Origin of the sequence: Motilibacter rhizosphaerae (genome assembly GCF_004216915.1) — a bacterium.
GTDB classification, from domain to species: Bacteria; Actinomycetota; Actinomycetes; order Motilibacterales; family Motilibacteraceae; genus Motilibacter; species Motilibacter rhizosphaerae.
The window spans coordinates 374,948-391,355 of sequence record NZ_SGXD01000002.1 but is presented as its reverse complement, the minus strand read 5'-3'; the positions used below and the strand labels follow the sequence as shown (position 1 = coordinate 391,355).

Genomic DNA, 16,408 nt, shown 5'->3' with positions numbered 1-16,408 from the left:
TGGCAGGATCCCCGCGTGCTCGTCGTGACCCGCCACCGCGTCCCCGTCGAGTCGGGGGAGTCGTTCGCCGCGGCCGTCGCCGCCGCCGTCGAGCTGCTGGCCGCGCGGCCGGGCTTCCTCGGCGCCGACGCCGGCCCGAACCTCGACGAGCCCGACCTCTGGACGCTCGTCGTGCGCTGGGAGTCGGTCGGTGCCGCCCGGCGCGGCATGAGCGCGGCGGACGCCCGGGCCGCGCTCATGGCGGTGCTGGTCTCCGCCGTGGACGAACCGACGACGTACGACGTCCGGGTCAGCCGGTAGCCTGCTGTCCTCGCCCGTACGTCAGCGAGCGCCCGCCGACCGCCAGCCGGACTGGAGACCCCCCGTGGCCACCGACGCCAAGATCGACGCCATCGTCAGCCTCGCCAAGCGCCGGGGGTTCGTCTACCCGAGCAGCGAGATCTACGGCGGGACGAGGTCGGCCTGGGACTACGGCCCGCTCGGCGTCGAGCTCAAGGAGAACGTCCGCCGCCAGTGGTGGAAGACGATGGTGCAGGGCCGCGAGGACATCGTCGGCCTCGACTCCGCCGTCATCCTCGCCACGGAGGTGTGGAAGGCGTCCGGCCACCTCACGGCGTTCGTCGACCCGCTGACCGAGTGCCAGTCGTGCCACAAGCGCTTCCGGGCGGACCACCTCGAGGAGGCGTTCGAGGCGAAGCACGGCCGCGCGCCGCAGGGCCTGACGGAGATCAACTGCCCGAACTGCGGCACGAAGGGCGCCTTCACCGAGCCGCGGATGTTCAACGGCCTGCTGAAGACCTACCTCGGCCCCGTCGAGGACGAGGAGGGCCTGCACTTCCTGCGGCCCGAGACGGCGCAGGGCATCTTCGTCAACTTCGCGAACGTCATGCAGTCCGCCCGCAAGAAGCCGCCCTTCGGCATCGCGCAGACGGGCAAGTCGTTCCGCAACGAGATCACGCCCGGCAACTTCATCTTCCGGACCCGCGAGTTCGAGCAGATGGAGATGGAGTTCTTCGTCGAGCCCGGCACCGACGAGCAGTGGCACGAGTACTGGCTGCAGGAGCGCTGGAACTGGTACCTCGGGCTCGGCCTCACCGAGGCCAACATGCGGTTCTACGAGCACCCGCAGGAGAAGCTCTCCCACTACTCCAAGCGGACCGTGGACATCGAGTACCGCTTCCGCTTCGGTGGCACGGAGTTCGCCGAGCTCGAGGGCATCGCCAACCGCACCGACTTCGACCTCAGCACGCACTCGAAGCACAGCGGCACCGACCTGTCCTACTTCGACCAGGACAAGGGGGAGCGCTGGACGCCGTACGTCATCGAGCCGGCCGCCGGCCTGACGCGCGCGACGCTGGCCTTCATGCTCGACGCGTACGCCGAGGACGAGGCCCCCAACGCCAAGGGCGTGCTGGAGAAGCGCACGGTCATGCGGCTCGACCCGCGGCTCTCGCCGGTCAAGGCCGCGGTGCTGCCGCTCTCGCGCAACGCCGACCTCTCGCCCAAGGCCCGGGACCTCGCCGCGCAGCTGCGGAAGAGCTGGAACGTCGAGTTCGACGACGCCGGGGCGATCGGCCGCCGCTACCGCCGCCAGGACGAGATCGGCACGCCGTTCTGCATCACGGTGGACTTCGAGACCCTCGAGGACGACGCCGTGACGGTGCGCTCGCGCGACACCATGCAGCAGGAGCGGGTCGGGCTCGGCCAGGTCGAGGGCTGGCTGGCCGCGCGGCTGCTGGGCTGCTGACGCCGCGCTCCCTTCTCGTGTGAACAAGGGCACCCAGTAGCACTCCCACGTGCACTGGGTGCCCTTGTTCGCTCCTGGGCGGGTGGTCACGCCGCTGCGCGCGTGACCACCTGCACCGCTGGCCGCGGTCGCAGGGCTGCCGCGGCCAGGGTGCGCCTGAGCTGCTCGACCAGCGCCTGCGGCCGACGGCGCACTTCCCCTGGTGCGACAGGGACCACGAGCACCCCCAGCTCGGTCAGCCGGCGCTGCCGGTCCTGCGTCCGCAGGTAGTCGCTGGGGCTGATGTGCCACTCGACCGAGTCGATCTCGAGGGCGACGGCCAGCTCGTCCCACCAGGCGTCGGGCCGGGCGAGGAAGCGGCCGTGCTGGTCGAGCAGGTCGACGTTCCACAGCGGCTGCGGCAGCCCCGAGCGGAGCACCACCCGCCGAGCGTCCCCCTCGGCCACGGAACGGACTCCGGCGCCGACCTCGGCCAGCACCATCGCCATGAGGGCCTTGCGCCTGTTCGCCGCAGCAGCGTGCTCCTCGCGCAGCTCGCTGACGCTGCAGACGCTCGACTGGACGGCCGCCGCGACGAGGGCGCGCACCTCGGCGGGTGCGTGCAGCTGTCGGCACTCGTCGACGAGCGCCCGGGCTGGCGGCGCACAGGGCAGTCCGCGTACGACGTCCAGGTCCTCCGGCATGCGGCGGGTCCGCTCCACGACCACGAACCTGCGGCTCTGCCGACGGTGCTCGTGGGGCACGAGCACGCGGATGGGCTCGGGCGGAGGGAGGCGTGGCACGCCAGCTCGGCGCAGGGCCGCGATCCCGGTCAGCGCCGAGCCGTCGCCCGCGTAGGCCAGGGCGGCCCGCTCCAGCTGCCCCTGGCTCGGACGACCGCTGTGGAGCACGACCACTCCGGGAAGCGGTGACTGCCACGGGCCGCCTGGGCGGCAGCGCCCGACAGCAGTGGGCGCGGCGATCCCCATCTGCGCGAGCTCGGCCAGGGTCGTGACGCCGTCGCGGTGCTCGGCGAGGTCGGCGATGAGCGCCGAGTCGGTGCGCAGGCTTCGTCGTGGCACGGGGCACAGCCTGCGCTGGTGCCGCGCCCCGGTCGCCCTGCCGCGTACCGGTTGTGGACATGCCCGCGGAACCGCACACCACAGCCGTGTGGACAGCGCACCCGCCCTCGCTGGCTACCGTCCGAACAGGGTGCCCCAGTCGCGCCCGGAGGGGCACTGGGTGCCCCCGTTCAGTCCGGGGGTGGCCCCTCGGCGAGGCCCCGGATCGAACGGGGCGCCCCAGTGCTGCTGGGAGGCGCACTGGGTGCCCTTGTTCGGTCCGAGGGGCGGCGCGAGCTCCGGCGGCTGGCCCGCGCGGCTCAGCGGCGTCTCCTCGCCGAACGCCTCGACCCCTGGTGCCGAGTGGCCGGGTCCGGTTGCGTCGACACGGTCGTCTCCTCGGCGCGGGTGGCGTGGGAGGCCGGCTGCTGGACCTGAGGAGCCCCTGCCCACCGGACGGCGACGGCAACCCGTTCCGGCGGTTGCGGGGGACGGGAGCCGGGAAGCGGGTGCATACCGCCACCCGAGGAGGACGCCATGCGCGCGATGGTCTACCGCGGCCCGTACAAGATCCGGTTGGAGGAGAAGGACGTCCCCCGGATCGAGCACCCGAACGACGCGATCGTCCGCGTCACGCTCGCCGCGATCTGCGGGTCCGACCTGCACCTCTACCACGGGATGATGCCCGACACCCGGGTCGGGATGACCTTCGGGCACGAGTTCATCGGCGTCGTCGAGCAGGTCGGCTCCAGCGTCGAGCGGCTGCAGCCGGGTGACCGGGTGATGGTGCCGTTCAACATCTACTGCGGCTCGTGCTTCTTCTGCGCGCGTGGGCTCTACTCCAACTGCCACAACGTCAACCCGAACGCCACCGCGGTCGGCGGGATCTACGGCTACTCGCACACCACCGGCGGCTACGACGGCGGCCAGGCGGAGTACGTCCGGGTGCCCTTCGCCGACGTCGGCCCGGCGAAGATCCCCGAGTGGATGGACGACGAGGACGCGGTCCTCCTCACGGACGCCCTGTCCACCGGCTACTTCGGGGCGCAGCTCGCCGACATCGTCGAGGGCGACACGGTCCTCGTGCTCGGAGCCGGTCCCGTCGGTCTCTACGCGGCGCGGTCCGCGTGGTTCATGGGCGCGGGCCGGGTGATCGTCGTCGACCACCTCGACTACCGGCTGGAGAAGGCGAAGTCCTTCGCGCACGCCGAGGTCTACAACTTCACGCACTACGACGACATCGTCGTGCACATGAAGAAGATCACCGGTCACCTCGGCGTCGATCGCGTCATCGACGCGGTCGGCGCGGAGGCCGACGGCAACTTCCTCCAGCACGTGACCACGACGAAGTTCAAGCTGCAGGGCGGTTCTCCCGTTGCGCTCAACTGGGCGATCGACAGTGCGCGCAAGGGCGGGACGATCTCCGTCATGGGCGCGTACGGACCGATGTTCAGCGCGGTGAAGTTCGGCGACGCGATGAACAAGGGACTCACCCTGCGCATGAACCAAGCGCCCGTGAAGCGCCAGCTGGGACCGGCTCTTCCAGCACATCCAGGCGGGCTACTTCAAGCCCAGCGACATCGTCACGCACCGGATCCCGCTCGACGAGATCGCCGAGGCGTACCACATCTTCTCGAGCAAGCTCGACGGCTGCATCAAGCCGCTGATCGTGCCGGCCGCGGCCTGAAGGGACGAGCGATGACCTACACCGCAGACAAGCCGACGGTGACGCCGAGCCCGGAGGAGCTGCGCGAGCGGATCCCCGGCTGGGGCGTCGACCTCGACCCCGCTGACCGGCCCGCCTTCCCGCGCGAGGTGCACCAGGACACCGGCGCCCACTGGGACTTCCCGGAGCGCCAGGAGGAGCGCTGGCCGCGGGAGCGCTCGATCGAGCACGGCATGCTGCCGCCGGTCTTCGGCACGTCCTGCCCGCCCCGCGGCCTCTCCGGCGCCATCCGGAAGTACGCGTACGCCACCTACAGCGAAGGCCGCTCCGCCCACTGGCTGCTGCTGCTCGCCGCGGACCGCGTCGACGCCCTCGAGGGCCGGCTCGGCAGCGGGGCCATGGTCCCACCGGCGACGGGGCTGCGCAGCGAGCTCTCCGCCCACGGCCTCGCCTCGCGACGCGGGCGTGTGGACCTCCACCACCAGTGGCTCGACCCGCTCGTCGTCGCAGCGCCGTGGGCGGCCGGCCTCGCCGGTGCGTACGCCGCGGCGAGGGGCGTGCGCCGCCTGGTCTCCCGCTGACATCAGGCTCCCGCGCGAGACTTCCCGTTCACGGGAGCGTGGAAGGATGCGACGGTCGTCGTCGTGGGGAGCAGCATGACCGCCGTGGACCCGGGGCCGCGCCCGGACTCGCTGTCGCGGCAGATCTACGCGACCCTGCGCGAAGGGATCATCCGCGGCAAGTACCCGCAGGGATCCCGGCTCGCCGAACAGCCGCTGGCGCTGGAGCTCTCGGTCTCGCGCGTCCCGCTGCGGGAGGCCGTGCCGCTGCTGGAGGTCGACGGGTTCGTCTCCACCCTCCCGCGCCGCGGGGCCGTCGTCTCCACGTGGACGATCCGCTCGGCGCACGACCTGTTCGACCTCCGGCTGTGCCTGGAGGTCGGGGCCGCGAGGTACGCCGCCCGCCAGGTCGCCCTCGGCGCGTCGCCCGCCGTGCTGGGGGAGGCCCTGCGCTCGTCGCAGGAGGGCGTGGGGCAGGGCGACGCGTACCGCATCGCCGCGGACTCCGCGCGCTTCCACGAGACCATCGTGGAGATGACCGACAACGCGCTGATGCGCTCGGTCATGCGCTCGGTGGCGGGCCGCATGCAGTGGCTGTTCTACCTCACCAGCCAGCTCGACCCGGGCGACGCGCTCCACGGGCACCAGGAGCTCTACGAGGCAGTGAGCTCCGGCAACGAGCGGGTCGCCGAGGCCGTGGCCTACGCGCACATCGAGCGCGACCGGCTCGAGTCGCTGCGGGTGCTGCACGACCACCCGGGCGTGCAGGAGTAGCGCAGGACCGGCGCACAGCGGAGCGGCGCCGCGAGCCGGAGCTCGTGGCGCCGCCCTGACGGAGTCGACTACCCGACGCCCAGCAGGCTGAAGTCCAGCTCGTTGGCGCCGATGTTGTGCGCGGCCGCGACGCCGGTCAACCAGCTCTGCGCGACCACCCAGTCCTTGTTGTAGGACAGGTTCAGGTAGCAGCCGGTGGCGGCGTACTTCTGGGCGGCCGAGACGTAGAGCGCGGTGTCGCCGGTCTTCACCGCGGTGTTGAGCTCGCTGTCGGTCTGCGGGTCGTCGCAGCCGAAGTAGTCGATGCCACCGGTCTTGTCCCAGAACACGTGCCCCCACATGTACGGGCTGCCGCCGTCGGGGCCGTTGTTGCCGTCGATGAAGGCGTCCGGGCCCTTCGGTGGGTCCTGCACCCACCCGAACACCTGGCTGGTCGGGAACCCCTTCGCCGTCGCCTTGATGCCGTCGGCCTGCAGCTGCGCCGCCACGATGTTGGCCATCTGCTGGGCGTTGACGTTGTCGCTCGCGTAGCCGATGGACATGGACGTCCCCGACGGCAGCGTCTTCGCGTACGCCTTCATCGCGCTCGGGTCGTAGGTGATCGTCTGCTTGTCCGCACCGCCCGGGATCATCCCCTTGGCGTACAGCGTCGTCGCCGGCTCGGAGCGCTCACCCAGCACCTGCGAGACCAGCTGCTGCTGGTTGATCGTCTTGAGGAACGCCATGCGCGCAGGGACCGTCGCGAAGAAGCTGCGGGTCGGGTTGACCGTCACGAGGGCCGACTGCAGGGTCGGCAGGAAGTAGTTGCTGATCCCCTTCTTGTCCTTGTACTTCTTCAGCGCCGAGCTGGGCAGCGCGGCCACCACGGTGTCGACCTGGCCCTTGTCGAGGGCGAGCTGGAGCGCCGACGGGTCGCTGAAGATCGGCAGCCGGACCTTCGTGAAGGGCGACTTCTTCCCCCAGTAGCCGGGGTACTGCGTGAGGTCGTACTCCGTGCCCGGCTGCACCGAGGTGAGGGTGTACGGGCCGCTGCCGATGTCGTGGGTCTGCAGGTAGGTCTGGTCGTGGTCCTTGCCGGCGTACTTCGCGATGCCCGCGGGGGACTGCATCTTCGGGCCGAAGGGTGAGGCGAGGTAGTCGAGGAAGGCGGAGTTCGGCGCGTCCAGCGTGACGACGGCCTTCATCGGGTCGCTGGTGTCGACGCTCTTCACCCCCGCGGTCATGTACGCCGCCCCGCCCTTGACGGCGTTGCGCCGGTCGAAGGACGCCTTGACCGCGGCGCTCGTGAACGGCGTGCCGTCGTGGAAGGTCACGCCCGGGCGCAGCGTGAAGGTGTAGACCGTGTGCGTCTTGTCGACGGTCCAGCTCGTCGCGAGCCGCGGCGCGATCTGCACGGTGTCGGCGTCGTTCTTGTACTGCACCAGACCCTCGTACGCGTTCAGCACGATCGCCAGCCCGTTGTTCGCGTAGTAGACGTCAGGGTCCGGCGGCTGGCCGATGTCGCCGGAGAGCCCGACGACGAGCGTGGTCTTCCCGGCTGGCGCGCTCGCGCCGGTGCTGGCGGCACTGGTGCTGGCGGTCTTCGAGGACGTCCCCGACGAGCCGGAGCAGGCGGTGAGCACGAGCGCGGTGGCGACGAGTGCGGGGGCGAGGCGGAGGGGTGGGGTCACTGCGGTCTCCTCGGGTCCAGGGGTGCGGTCATGCCGTGGTGCGGGGATCGGCGAGGGCTTGGAGCACGTCGACGACCGCGTTGAGGACGATGTAGACCGCCCCCAGCACGAGCGTCACGCCGGCGATGGCGGGGAAGTCCGAGACGGGGATGCTGCTCGAGAGGTAGGTCCCGATCCCCGGCCAGCTGAAGACCTGCTCGACGACGACGACGCCGGCGAACATGAACCCCAGCTGGAGCCCGGCCATGGAGACGGCCGGACCCAGGCTGTTGCGCACGACGTGCCGGGCGAGGACGCCGGGCTCCGGCAGCCCCTTCGCGCGAGCCGTGCGGACGTGGTCGGCGGCGAGGGTGCCGTCGAGGCTGGCCCGCAGGATGCGCCCGATGCTGATGGCGGGCGCGATGCTGAGGACCAGTGCGGGCAGCAGGACGTGCTGCAGCGCCGAGGCTGCCGTGCCCAGGTGCAGGGTGAGCAGCGACCCGAGCAGGACCCACCCGCCGGCGCCCTCGTCACCCCCGCGGCCCGAGGCGGGCAGCCAGCCGAGGTGCGCGTAGAAGAGCAGGATCGCGCCCAGCGCCAGCAGGAACGGCGGTGCGGCCGCGCCCACGAGGAGGACCGCGCGGAACGCCGTACCGCCGGGCCAGCGCAGCGAGGCGGAGACGGCGAACAGCGCGCCCAGCAGGAGCGCCAGCAGGAAGGCCACGAGCACGAGCTCCGTCGTGGCAGGCAGGAAGTCGCCGAGGTCCGTCGTCACCGGGCGGTGGGTCCGCAGCGACTGGCCGAGGTCGCCGTGCAGCAGGTCGCGCAGGAAGTGCCAGTAGCGCGCGAAGAACGGGTCGTCGAGCCCCAGCCGGCGGCGTGCCTCCGCCACCGCGGCGGGTGAGGAGTTGGCACCCAGCGAGGCGCGTACGGGGTCCCCGGGCGAGACCGCCTGCAGGCAGAAGATGATGAAGGAGAGGACGAGCAGGAGCCCTGCTGCGCTGGCGGTCCGGACCGCCACGAAGCGGCTCACCGTCGCCCCGCCAGCAGGGTGCGCACGGCGTCCCCGCCGAGGTTGCTGACCAGGCTCAGCAGGAGGACGGCCAGCCCGGGGACGACCGGGACCCACCATTCGCTGAGCAGCTGGCCCAGGGCGCGTGCGGTGTCCGCCCCCAGTTCCGGCGCTGGCGCGGGCTCGCCCAGCCCGAGGAAGGAGAGACCTGCCAGCAGGAGGACCACGTTGCCGATGTCGAGGCTCGCCGTGACGACGGCGGTGGGGATGACGCCGGGGAGCAGGTGCTTGGCGATGACGCGCCAGCGACCCGCCCCCGCGACCCGGGCGGCCTCCACGTGCGGGCGGACCACGAGGGCGCGCACCTCGCCGCGCAGGATGCGCGCGTAGTACGGCCACCACACCACCGAGATCGCGACCAGCGTGTGGGCGAGCCCCGGTCCCAGCGCGGCGACGATCGCGATCGCGACGAGGGTCCCCGGCAGCGCGAGGAAGAGGTCGGTGACGCGCATGAGCACCGCGTCGACCCAGCCGCCCACGGCGCCGGCGACCGTGCCGATCGTCCCGCCGACGAGGAGCCCGACGGCGACGACGAGCAGGCTGGAGAACCAGCTGACGCGCATCCCGAGCAGCGTCCGGCTGAGCAGGTCGCGGCCGATGGAGTCGGTGCCGAGCAGGTGGCCGGCGGAGCCGACGGGGAGGTTCAGCGCGCCGACCGGCTGCACCGGGTCGTCGGGCGCGAGCTCGGGGGCGAGCAGGGCCACGATCGTCACGAGCAGCGGCAGCGCGGCGAGGACCCACGGCAGGGCGCGGGGGAGGCGTACGGCGGAGCGGGGGGCGCGGACGGGACCGACCGCGAGCGGCGCGGTCATGCCGGCTGGCCTTCCGCCGCGATCTCCGGCACCGCCTGCAGCAGCGCCCGGGTGTACGCGTGCTGCGGGTCGCTGACGACGGCCTCGGCCGCGCGGTCCTCGACGACCTTGCCGCCGCGCATGACGACGATCCGGTCGCCCATGAGCCGCGCGACCGACAGGTCGTGCGTGACGAACAGGACCGCCATGCCGAGCTCGGCGCGCAGCTCGCGGACGAGGTTGAGCACGCCGGCGGCGAGCGAGGCGTCGAGCGCACTGGTCGGCTCGTCGCAGAGCAGCACGTCCGGGGCGACGACGACGGCGCGGGCGAGAGCGACGCGCTGGCGCTGGCCGCCGGAGAGCTCACCCGGCCGCGCCTGGGCCGTCGCGGCCGGGAGCTGCATGAGGCCCAGCACCTCGGCGATGCGGGCGTCGGCGGCGCGTCGGTCGAGGCGCAGCGGGCGCAGCTGCTCGCGCAGCAGGTCGCCGACGCTCATCCACGGGGTGAGCGAGGAACCCGCGTCCTGGAAGACCATCTGGCGGCGGCCGCGGACGACCGCCGTCCCGCTCGTCGGCTCGGTGAGCCCGGCGAGCACGCGCAGCAGCGTGGACTTCCCCGACCCGCTCTCGCCGACGACGGAGACCGCCTCCCCGCGCGCGACGACGAGGTCGACGTCACGCAGGGCGTGCAGGACGCTCGTCCGCCGCCACCCCTGCCGCTGCGAGAAGTCCTTGCACAGCCGGGAGACCTCCACGACGGCGTCGCCCTGGGCATCCGTGCGGAGCCGGGTGGGGCCGAGGGGAGCGGGCCGGCTGGCCGCGTACGCCGCGACCTCCTGCTCGCTGCGCCAGCACGCCCGCCTGCGCTCACGCGCCGGAGCGACGTCGAGCCCCGCCAGCGGGGGCACGTCGGTCGCGCAGCGCTCCAGGACGAGCGGGCAGCGGGAGTGGTACGCGCACCCCCGCATCCGCTCCTCGGACGAGGCGGTCTCCTCGGGCAGGGTGGGAAGGACGGCGCCACGGGGCGTGGTGAGGCTGAGCCGGCTGCGCAGCAGCCCCGCGGTGTACGGGTGGGCCGGCCGCCGCAGCACCTCTGCCGTGGCGCCGGTCTCGGCGACGCGACCGGCGTACAGCACGGCGATGCGGTCGGTGAGCTGCGCCGCCACGGCCAGGTCGTGCGTCACGAACAGCACGCTGCAGCCGAGGTCGTCGCGCAGCTCGCGGAGCAGGTCGAGCAGCTGCGCCTGCACCGTGACGTCGAGGGCGGTGGTCGGCTCGTCGGCGATGACGAGGGAGGGCGTACCGGACAGGGCGATCGCCGCCATGACCCGCTGGCGCAGGCCGCCCGAGAGCTCGTGCGGGTAGGAGCGCAGCCGCTCGTCAGGGCGCGGCACGCCGACCCGGGTGAGCAGCCGCACCGCCTCCCCGCGGTCCCCGCTGACCTCCGTGACCTGCCGGCCCACGCGCATCGTGGGGTTGAGCGAGGTCATCGGGTCCTGGAAGACCGCGCCCAGGTGCTGGCGGCGGACGGCGCGCAGCTCGGGGGCCCGGCCGTGCACCATGTCGGTCCCCGCGACGACGACGCGGCCGCTCACCCGCGGCTCGGACGCCTGCGGGAGCAGCCCGAGCAGGGTGAGGCCGAGGACGCTCTTGCCCGAGCCGGACTCCCCGACGAGGCCGAGGATCTCGCCCTTGCGGACCTCCAGGTCGACGCCGCGCACGACGTCGCTGCGGACGCCGCGGCGCTGCAGCGACACCCACAGGCCGGTGACCTCCGCCACCAGGTCCGTACGCCGCTGGCGGGCGGCCTGCGCCGGGCTCTCAGCCACGACCCACCTCCCCTGCTGGTGACGACGGTGCCGGCAACATGCGCGACCAGGCCTCGTGGATCTGCCGCGGCTGCGTGAACCACACGTCGTCCGCCCGCGCGGCCAGGTGCTCGAGGGCGCGGGTGAGCGCCCGCAGGCGGAACGGCGCGCCCGAGATGAAGGAGTGGACGACGATGCTCATCACGAGCGGCGCGTCCGCGGAGGCGGCGAGCAGCTCGTCGAACTCGTCCACGACCATGTCGGCGAAGTCGCCGGCCGTGGCACGCCGCCCGACCTGCGTGGTGCTGTCGTTGAGCTCCAGCGCGTACGGGATGGCGAGGACCGGGCGGCCCGCCGTGGGCAGCCACGCGGGCTGGTCGTCGAGGCGGAGGTCGAGCAGGTAGTCGTAGCCCGCGCCGGCCAGCAGGTCGAGCGTGCTCGGGGTGTGGGTGAGCCAGGGGCTGGACCAGCCGCCCGGGGGCTGCCCCTCCTCGCGCCCGATGCGCTCCGCGACCGCCGCGAGGTACGCCCGCTGCTCGTCGTCGCCGAGCCCGGCGAGGCTGTCGGAGTTGGAGATGCCGTGCCCGACGAACTCCGCCCCGGCCTTGCGCGCCGCGACCGCGACGTCGGGCGCCGTGTCGTAGACCATCGTGTTCCACAGCAGGGTGGGCGGGACCTGCAGCGCGTCGAGCCGGTCGAGCAGCCGGAAGACGCCCACGCGGTTGCCGTAGTCGCGCCAGGAGGTGTTGACGAGGTCGGGACCCTCGACGCCGTCGAGCAGGTCCTCGGTGTGGCCGTCGCCGAAGCGGTACTCCTCGACGCCGACTGCGCAGTAGACGGCCAGCCGCTTGCCGCCCGGCCAGCGCCCGGCGGGTCGGGCGGTGATCGGCGAGTACGACCAGGGCGCACTCACCGGCCCACCCACCGCGACATCCCGACCTCGGCCGCGGCGGCGCGCCGGGCCATCGCGCGGTACGCCGGCAGCCAGGCCGCCGCCTCCTGCCGGGCCGCCTCGACGAGCGGTCGCTTCACCGCGAACAGCTCGCGGGCCTCGGCGAGCAGGGCGGCCTCGTCGACGGTCGTGACCGCACCGTCGTCGACGACCACCGCGCCGTCCACCATCGTCAGCACGACGTCCTGGCCCGACGCGCAGTAGACGAGCTGGCCGGGGACGTCGTTGAGCGGGGTGAACGCCAGGCCGTGGAGGTCGAGCAGGGCGAGGTCGGCGAGCATGCCCGGGCGTACGCCGCCCAGCTCGTCCGGCTGCCGCACGGCCTGCGCGCCCCCGCGCCACAGGCAGTCCAGCACCTCGTGGGCGGAGGGCCACTCCTCGTCGGGGAGCCCGCTGATGGTGTGCACGAGGCCGGCGGTCCGGACGACGCCCCACATGTCGACCGCGTCGCCGCAGATCGCCTCGTCCACCCCGAGGCAGACGGGCACGCCGGCGCGGCGCAGGGCGCGGAACGGCATCACCCCGCTGCCGAGCCGCAGGTTGCTCACCGGGTTGTGCGCCACCACCGCGCCGGACGCCGCCAGCAGCTCGATGTCGTCCTCGTCGACCCACACCGCGTGGATGACGTTCATCCGCTCGCTGAGCAGGCCGAGGTCCGCGGTCCAGCGCACGAGCGACCGGCCGGCGAAGCGCGGCTGCTCGGTCGCGAGGACCCGCTGGGCGCGGGTCTCCAGCATGTGCGCGTAGAGCGGCAGGTCGTGGGAGCGGCTGAGGTCGTCGAGCGACCCGAAGTACTCCGGGCTGACCCGCTGCGGCGCCGAGACCGAGACCGCGGCGCGCAGCCGGCCGTCGGCGGCGCCGTGCCAGGTGCGGACCAGGTGGTCGTAGCTCTCCAGCAGCCGCTGCTCGGAGGCGGGGGCGGGCTCGCGCAGCAGCGCCAGCTGCGCCGCGTCGAGCACATCGGCGAGGTACGGCAGCTTGTCGGCCTCCGGCAGCGTCGGCTGGTCGAGCGCGACCCGGGCGCGGATCCCGCAGTCCCGGTACGCCGACAGCACCGCGTCGATGACGTCGGGCTCGGGTGACGGCATGAGGAAGGCGTCGTCCTGCACGCACGTCGTGCCGCCGCGCAGCATCTCGAGCGCCCCGAGCGCCGTCCGGAGGTACGCCTCGCGCGGCGTCGCGCGCAGCTCCGGGGTGACGGGCGACTCGAAGAGCATGAAGAGCTCGAGCGGCAGGCTCGGCAGGGAGCCCTTGAGGTGGTTGGCGGGGGAGTGGAAGTGGGCGTTGACGAGGCCGGGGACGAGCAGGTGGTGCCCGTGCCCCTCGACGACCCGGGTGCCGGGGTCGACCTCGGTGCGGTCGACGCGCCCCACCGCGGCGATGCGCTGGCCGCGGACGAGCACGTCGGTCGGGCCCGTGGTGCCGCCCGGCGCGTCCGCGTCCCAGACGAGCACGTCGGTGAACAGCGTGCCGGTGGCGGTCATGCGCCCACCGGTCCGAGCCGCTCGGGCGCGGCCCAGGTGGCGGCGCGCGAGGTGCCGACGCCCTGGGCGAGCAGGGCCACGGCCAACGTGGTGGCGGCGGCGACGCCCTCGACCACCGGCACACCCAGCCGGGCCCGGAGCGGATCGACGAGGTCGGTGAGCCCGGCGCAGCCGAGCACGAGCGCCTCCGCCGCGTCCTCCTCCAGGGCGAGCCGCCCCTGCTCCACGAAGGTCTCCAGCAGGTGCGTGGAGTCCTCGTGCACCTCGGCGACCGGGACGTCGACGGCGCGCACCACGCAGCGGTGCCCCAGCCCCAGCGCGCCGACCACCCGGTCGGACTGCTCGCGCGTGCGCCGGGGCAGGGTGACCACGGTGAAGCGGTGCGCGACGAGCGCGGCGGTCAGGAGCGCGGCCTCGGTCATGCCGACGACCGGTCCCCGGGCCACCTCGCGCGCGGCCGGGACCCCGGTGTCGCCGAAGCACGCCACGACGTACGCGTCGGTGCCCGCCCGCTCGCCCGCGAGCACCTGCTCGAGCACCCCGAGGGCACCCCACACCTCGTCGACGTGGCTCTCGACGGAGTCGACGCCGCGCGAGGGGGTGCTGCCCTCGACGGTGGCGTGCGGAGCGGCACGGCGGGCGGCGGCGACGGCGCTCGCCGTCATGCTCGCGGTCGTGTTGGGGTTGACCACGCGGATCCGGGGGCCGCTCATGCGCGCACGCCCCTGGCCGCGACGACCTCCGCGAGGAGCGCGGAGAGGCCGGGACCGCTGACGGCCGTCCGGGCGGCGCGGGCGCCGGCGCGGGCGGCCCCGAGGGCGTCGCCGGTCAGCGCGTGGTGGGCCGCGAAGGCCCCGCAGAACGCGTCCCCGGCGCCGGTGCTGTCGACGGCCTCCACGAGGTCGGCCGGCACCGCGACGAGGTCGCTCGCCCCGGGGAGCAGGACGAGGCAGCCGCGCTCGGCGCGCTTGACGACCACGGTCTGCGGGCCGAGGTCGCGGAAGGTCCGCGCGGCCTCCCCGAGGTCGCTCGTCCGCGCGAGCGCCACGGCCTCCACCTCGCTCGGGAGGAACACGTCGCAACTGGAGACCAGGGCGAGCAGCTCGTCCTCGTTGCCCTCGAGGTAGTCCTCCTGGAGGTCCAGGTAGACGGTGCCGGCCGCCTGCGCGCGGAGCCACGGCGAGAGGGCGAGCTGGGCGCGCAGGCTCATGCCGCAGACGAGGAAGGCCCTGCTGCGCAGCAGGTCCTCGTCGAGGTCGGAGGGCCGTACCGACAGCTCGTCGAAGTCCTCCTCGGTGCAGAGCATCTCCCAGGTGCGCGTGCCGTCGGCGGCGTAGCGGACGACGTTGCGGACGGTGGGCAGGGCCCGCACGGGCTGCGTCCTGACGGGCAGGCCCGCAGCCGCGAGGTCCTGCCGGGCGCTGTCGGGCAGGTCCGTACCGACCGGCGCCAGCCAGCCGACGCGCGCGGGACCGAGCGCGGCGGCGAGGGCGGCGAACAGCGCGTCCCCGCCGAGCGCGGAGGTCGACGAGCCGTCCGGGGCGACCGCCTCGTCGATGGTGATGTTGCCCAGGCAGAGCAGGTCCAGCGGCTGCAGGTCCAGCGGCTGCAGGTCCGGCGGCTGCAGGTCCGGCTCCTCAGCCACGGGGGCCCCCCGCCTCCGCGAGCGCGAACTTCGCGACCGCGAGGTGGTAGCCGACCAGCTGGGCCGGCAGGAACGTCAGCAGGCCGCTGAGCTCCTCGGCGACGTCGGGGAGCCGGACGACGCCGTCGACGTCCTCGCCGTCGAAGGCGGTCTCGCCGGCGCTGGTGACGACGTAGACGCGGCCGCCGAAGCGCCGGGCCTCGCGGGCGGTGTCGAGCGCCCGCGGGACCGAGGGCCCGGAGGGGGCGATCAGCCAGAGCGGCTCCCCGGCCTTCTGCGAGTTGTAGTGGTGGTACTCCTCGACCTGCACCGCGAGCGCGTGGTCGGGCGTGCACTCCTTGACCTTCGCGGCACCCACGACCGCAGCGGCCGCGCTCGGGCCGCCGCCGGAGAAGAGGTACATCCGTCCGGCAGCCTCCCGCGCGGCCTGGGCGGCGAGGGGCGCGTCGATCCCGGCGAGGGCCTCGCCCATCGCCTCCGGCAGCGCGTCGAGCTCCGCGAGCAGCGCCTCGGCCCCGGCCTGGCGGGCGCCGACCCGGACCAGGCAGGCGAGCCGGAGGAGCAGCGCGAGCGCGGCGGTCGAGGACTGCGTCGGCCAGCCGACGCGCGTGGCCACGACGTGCAGCTGGTGCGTGCTCTCCACGTCCAGCGTCGAGCCGGGGGTGTTGGTGAGGGCCAGGGTCGCCGCCCCCGCGTGCTGGGCGAGCAGGAGCGCCTCGGCGGTGCGCGTCGTCTCGCCCGAGCTGGACAGGGCGACGACGAGCGTGCGGTCGCTGAGCGTGCCCACCTGGTACTTCGCGAGCTCCAGGCTCTGCACCGGCTCGCAGGGGACACCGAGGGCGCCCTCGAGCGCGAGCCGGGCTGCGGCGAGCACGGCGAGCGAGTCGCCGGCGCCGGTGAGGAGCACGCGCTCCGGCCGCCGCTCGAGCAGGGAGGACGCCACGCGCTCGAGGGCCTCCGACCCCGCCGCCCACGTCGCGCGCACCGCCTGCGGCTGCGCCACCAGCTCGGGCAGGGTCGCCGCGACGCGGGCGCGCCGCTTCGGGTCGAGCGGGTCGTCGGTCGGTAGCGCGGCGATCGAGGCGCGCTCGGCCGCCGCGACGCGGTCGAGCACCGCGCGCTGCCGGGCGTCGAGCCGTACGCTCGGCGCAGCCGTGGTCCCGCTGGTCATCCCGCCTCCTGGCCGGTGGTGAGCCGTCAGGAACGGTATACAGAGCCGG

The 16,408-nt window shown here is 73.7% G+C and carries 14 protein-coding genes and 1 pseudogene; 5 read left to right on the top strand and 10 right to left on the bottom strand.

Annotated elements, in window-relative coordinates; translation table 11 throughout:
• Positions 1-15: 15 nt before the first annotated feature.
• Both EV189_RS07355 and EV189_RS07350 read left to right on the top strand, forming a co-directional pair.
• Positions 16-300 (top strand): antibiotic biosynthesis monooxygenase, encoded by a 285-nt coding sequence (locus EV189_RS07355; protein ID WP_165400178.1) that lies wholly within the window; start codon positions 16-18, stop codon positions 298-300.
• Between the two features lie 64 nt (positions 301-364).
• Positions 365-1,747, top strand: a complete 1,383-nt coding sequence (locus EV189_RS07350) for a glycine--tRNA ligase (RefSeq protein WP_130492281.1) — start codon at positions 365-367, stop codon at positions 1,745-1,747.
• Between the two features lie 86 nt (positions 1,748-1,833).
• On the opposite strand, the gene EV189_RS07345 is transcribed toward EV189_RS07350, so the two are convergent.
• On the bottom strand, positions 1,834-2,808 hold the full coding sequence (locus EV189_RS07345; RefSeq protein WP_130492280.1) for a hypothetical protein: 975 nt from the start codon (positions 2,806-2,808) through the stop codon (positions 1,834-1,836).
• Positions 2,809-3,324: 516 nt separating this feature from the next.
• Between EV189_RS07345 and EV189_RS07340 the strand changes: the two are divergent.
• From EV189_RS07340 to EV189_RS07330, 3 genes and pseudogenes are all read left to right on the top strand, one after another.
• Positions 3,325-4,474 (top strand): annotated as a pseudogene (locus EV189_RS07340) (zinc-dependent alcohol dehydrogenase).
• 11 nt (positions 4,475-4,485) lie between these two features.
• Complete coding sequence (locus EV189_RS21105; RefSeq protein ID WP_130492279.1) at positions 4,486-5,034, top strand: hypothetical protein; 549 nt, start codon at positions 4,486-4,488, stop codon at positions 5,032-5,034.
• A 75-nt stretch (positions 5,035-5,109) separates the two neighbouring features.
• Entirely contained in the window at positions 5,110-5,787 is a 678-nt protein-coding gene (locus tag EV189_RS07330) for a GntR family transcriptional regulator (protein WP_130492278.1), read from the top strand.
• Positions 5,788-5,855: 68 nt separating this feature from the next.
• Here EV189_RS07330 and EV189_RS07325 read toward each other — a convergent pair whose 3' ends face one another.
• From EV189_RS07325 to EV189_RS07285, 9 genes are read right to left on the bottom strand one after another with little or no spacing between them, the layout of a single operon-like run.
• Complete coding sequence (locus EV189_RS07325; protein ID WP_165400177.1) at positions 5,856-7,457, bottom strand: ABC transporter substrate-binding protein; 1,602 nt, start codon at positions 7,455-7,457, stop codon at positions 5,856-5,858.
• Positions 7,458-7,485: 28 nt separating this feature from the next.
• Positions 7,486-8,469 (bottom strand): ABC transporter permease, encoded by a 984-nt coding sequence (locus EV189_RS07320; protein WP_231116162.1) that lies wholly within the window; start codon positions 8,467-8,469, stop codon positions 7,486-7,488.
• Positions 8,466-9,320 (bottom strand): ABC transporter permease, encoded by an 855-nt coding sequence (locus tag EV189_RS07315; RefSeq protein WP_130492275.1) that lies wholly within the window; start codon positions 9,318-9,320, stop codon positions 8,466-8,468. The genes EV189_RS07320 and EV189_RS07315 overlap by 4 nt, the downstream gene beginning before the upstream one ends.
• A complete protein-coding gene (locus EV189_RS07310) occupies positions 9,317-11,128 on the bottom strand; it encodes an oligopeptide/dipeptide ABC transporter ATP-binding protein (protein ID WP_130492274.1) in 1,812 nt (603 codons plus the stop codon). Before EV189_RS07310 ends, EV189_RS07315 begins: the two co-directional genes overlap by 4 nt.
• Entirely contained in the window at positions 11,121-12,020 is a 900-nt protein-coding gene (locus tag EV189_RS07305; protein ID WP_130492273.1) for a polysaccharide deacetylase family protein, read from the bottom strand. Before EV189_RS07305 ends, EV189_RS07310 begins: the two co-directional genes overlap by 8 nt.
• Positions 12,017-13,543 (bottom strand): amidohydrolase family protein, encoded by a 1,527-nt coding sequence (locus EV189_RS07300; RefSeq protein ID WP_130492272.1) that lies wholly within the window; start codon positions 13,541-13,543, stop codon positions 12,017-12,019. The genes EV189_RS07305 and EV189_RS07300 overlap by 4 nt, the downstream gene beginning before the upstream one ends.
• Positions 13,540-14,256: an aspartate/glutamate racemase family protein gene (locus EV189_RS07295; protein ID WP_130492271.1), complete on the bottom strand. Its 717-nt coding sequence runs from the start codon at positions 14,254-14,256 to the stop codon at positions 13,540-13,542. Before EV189_RS07295 ends, EV189_RS07300 begins: the two co-directional genes overlap by 4 nt.
• The gene (locus tag EV189_RS07290; protein ID WP_130492270.1) at positions 14,253-15,188 is read right to left on the bottom strand and encodes a carbohydrate kinase family protein; all 936 of its coding nucleotides are present in this window, start codon (positions 15,186-15,188) and stop codon (positions 14,253-14,255) included. Before EV189_RS07290 ends, EV189_RS07295 begins: the two co-directional genes overlap by 4 nt.
• Positions 15,181-16,359 carry an SIS domain-containing protein gene (locus EV189_RS07285; RefSeq protein WP_130492269.1) on the bottom strand — a complete coding sequence of 393 codons (1,179 nt, stop codon included), beginning with the start codon at positions 16,357-16,359 and terminating at the stop codon, positions 15,181-15,183. The genes EV189_RS07290 and EV189_RS07285 overlap by 8 nt, the downstream gene beginning before the upstream one ends.
• Positions 16,360-16,408: the final 49 nt, after the last annotated feature.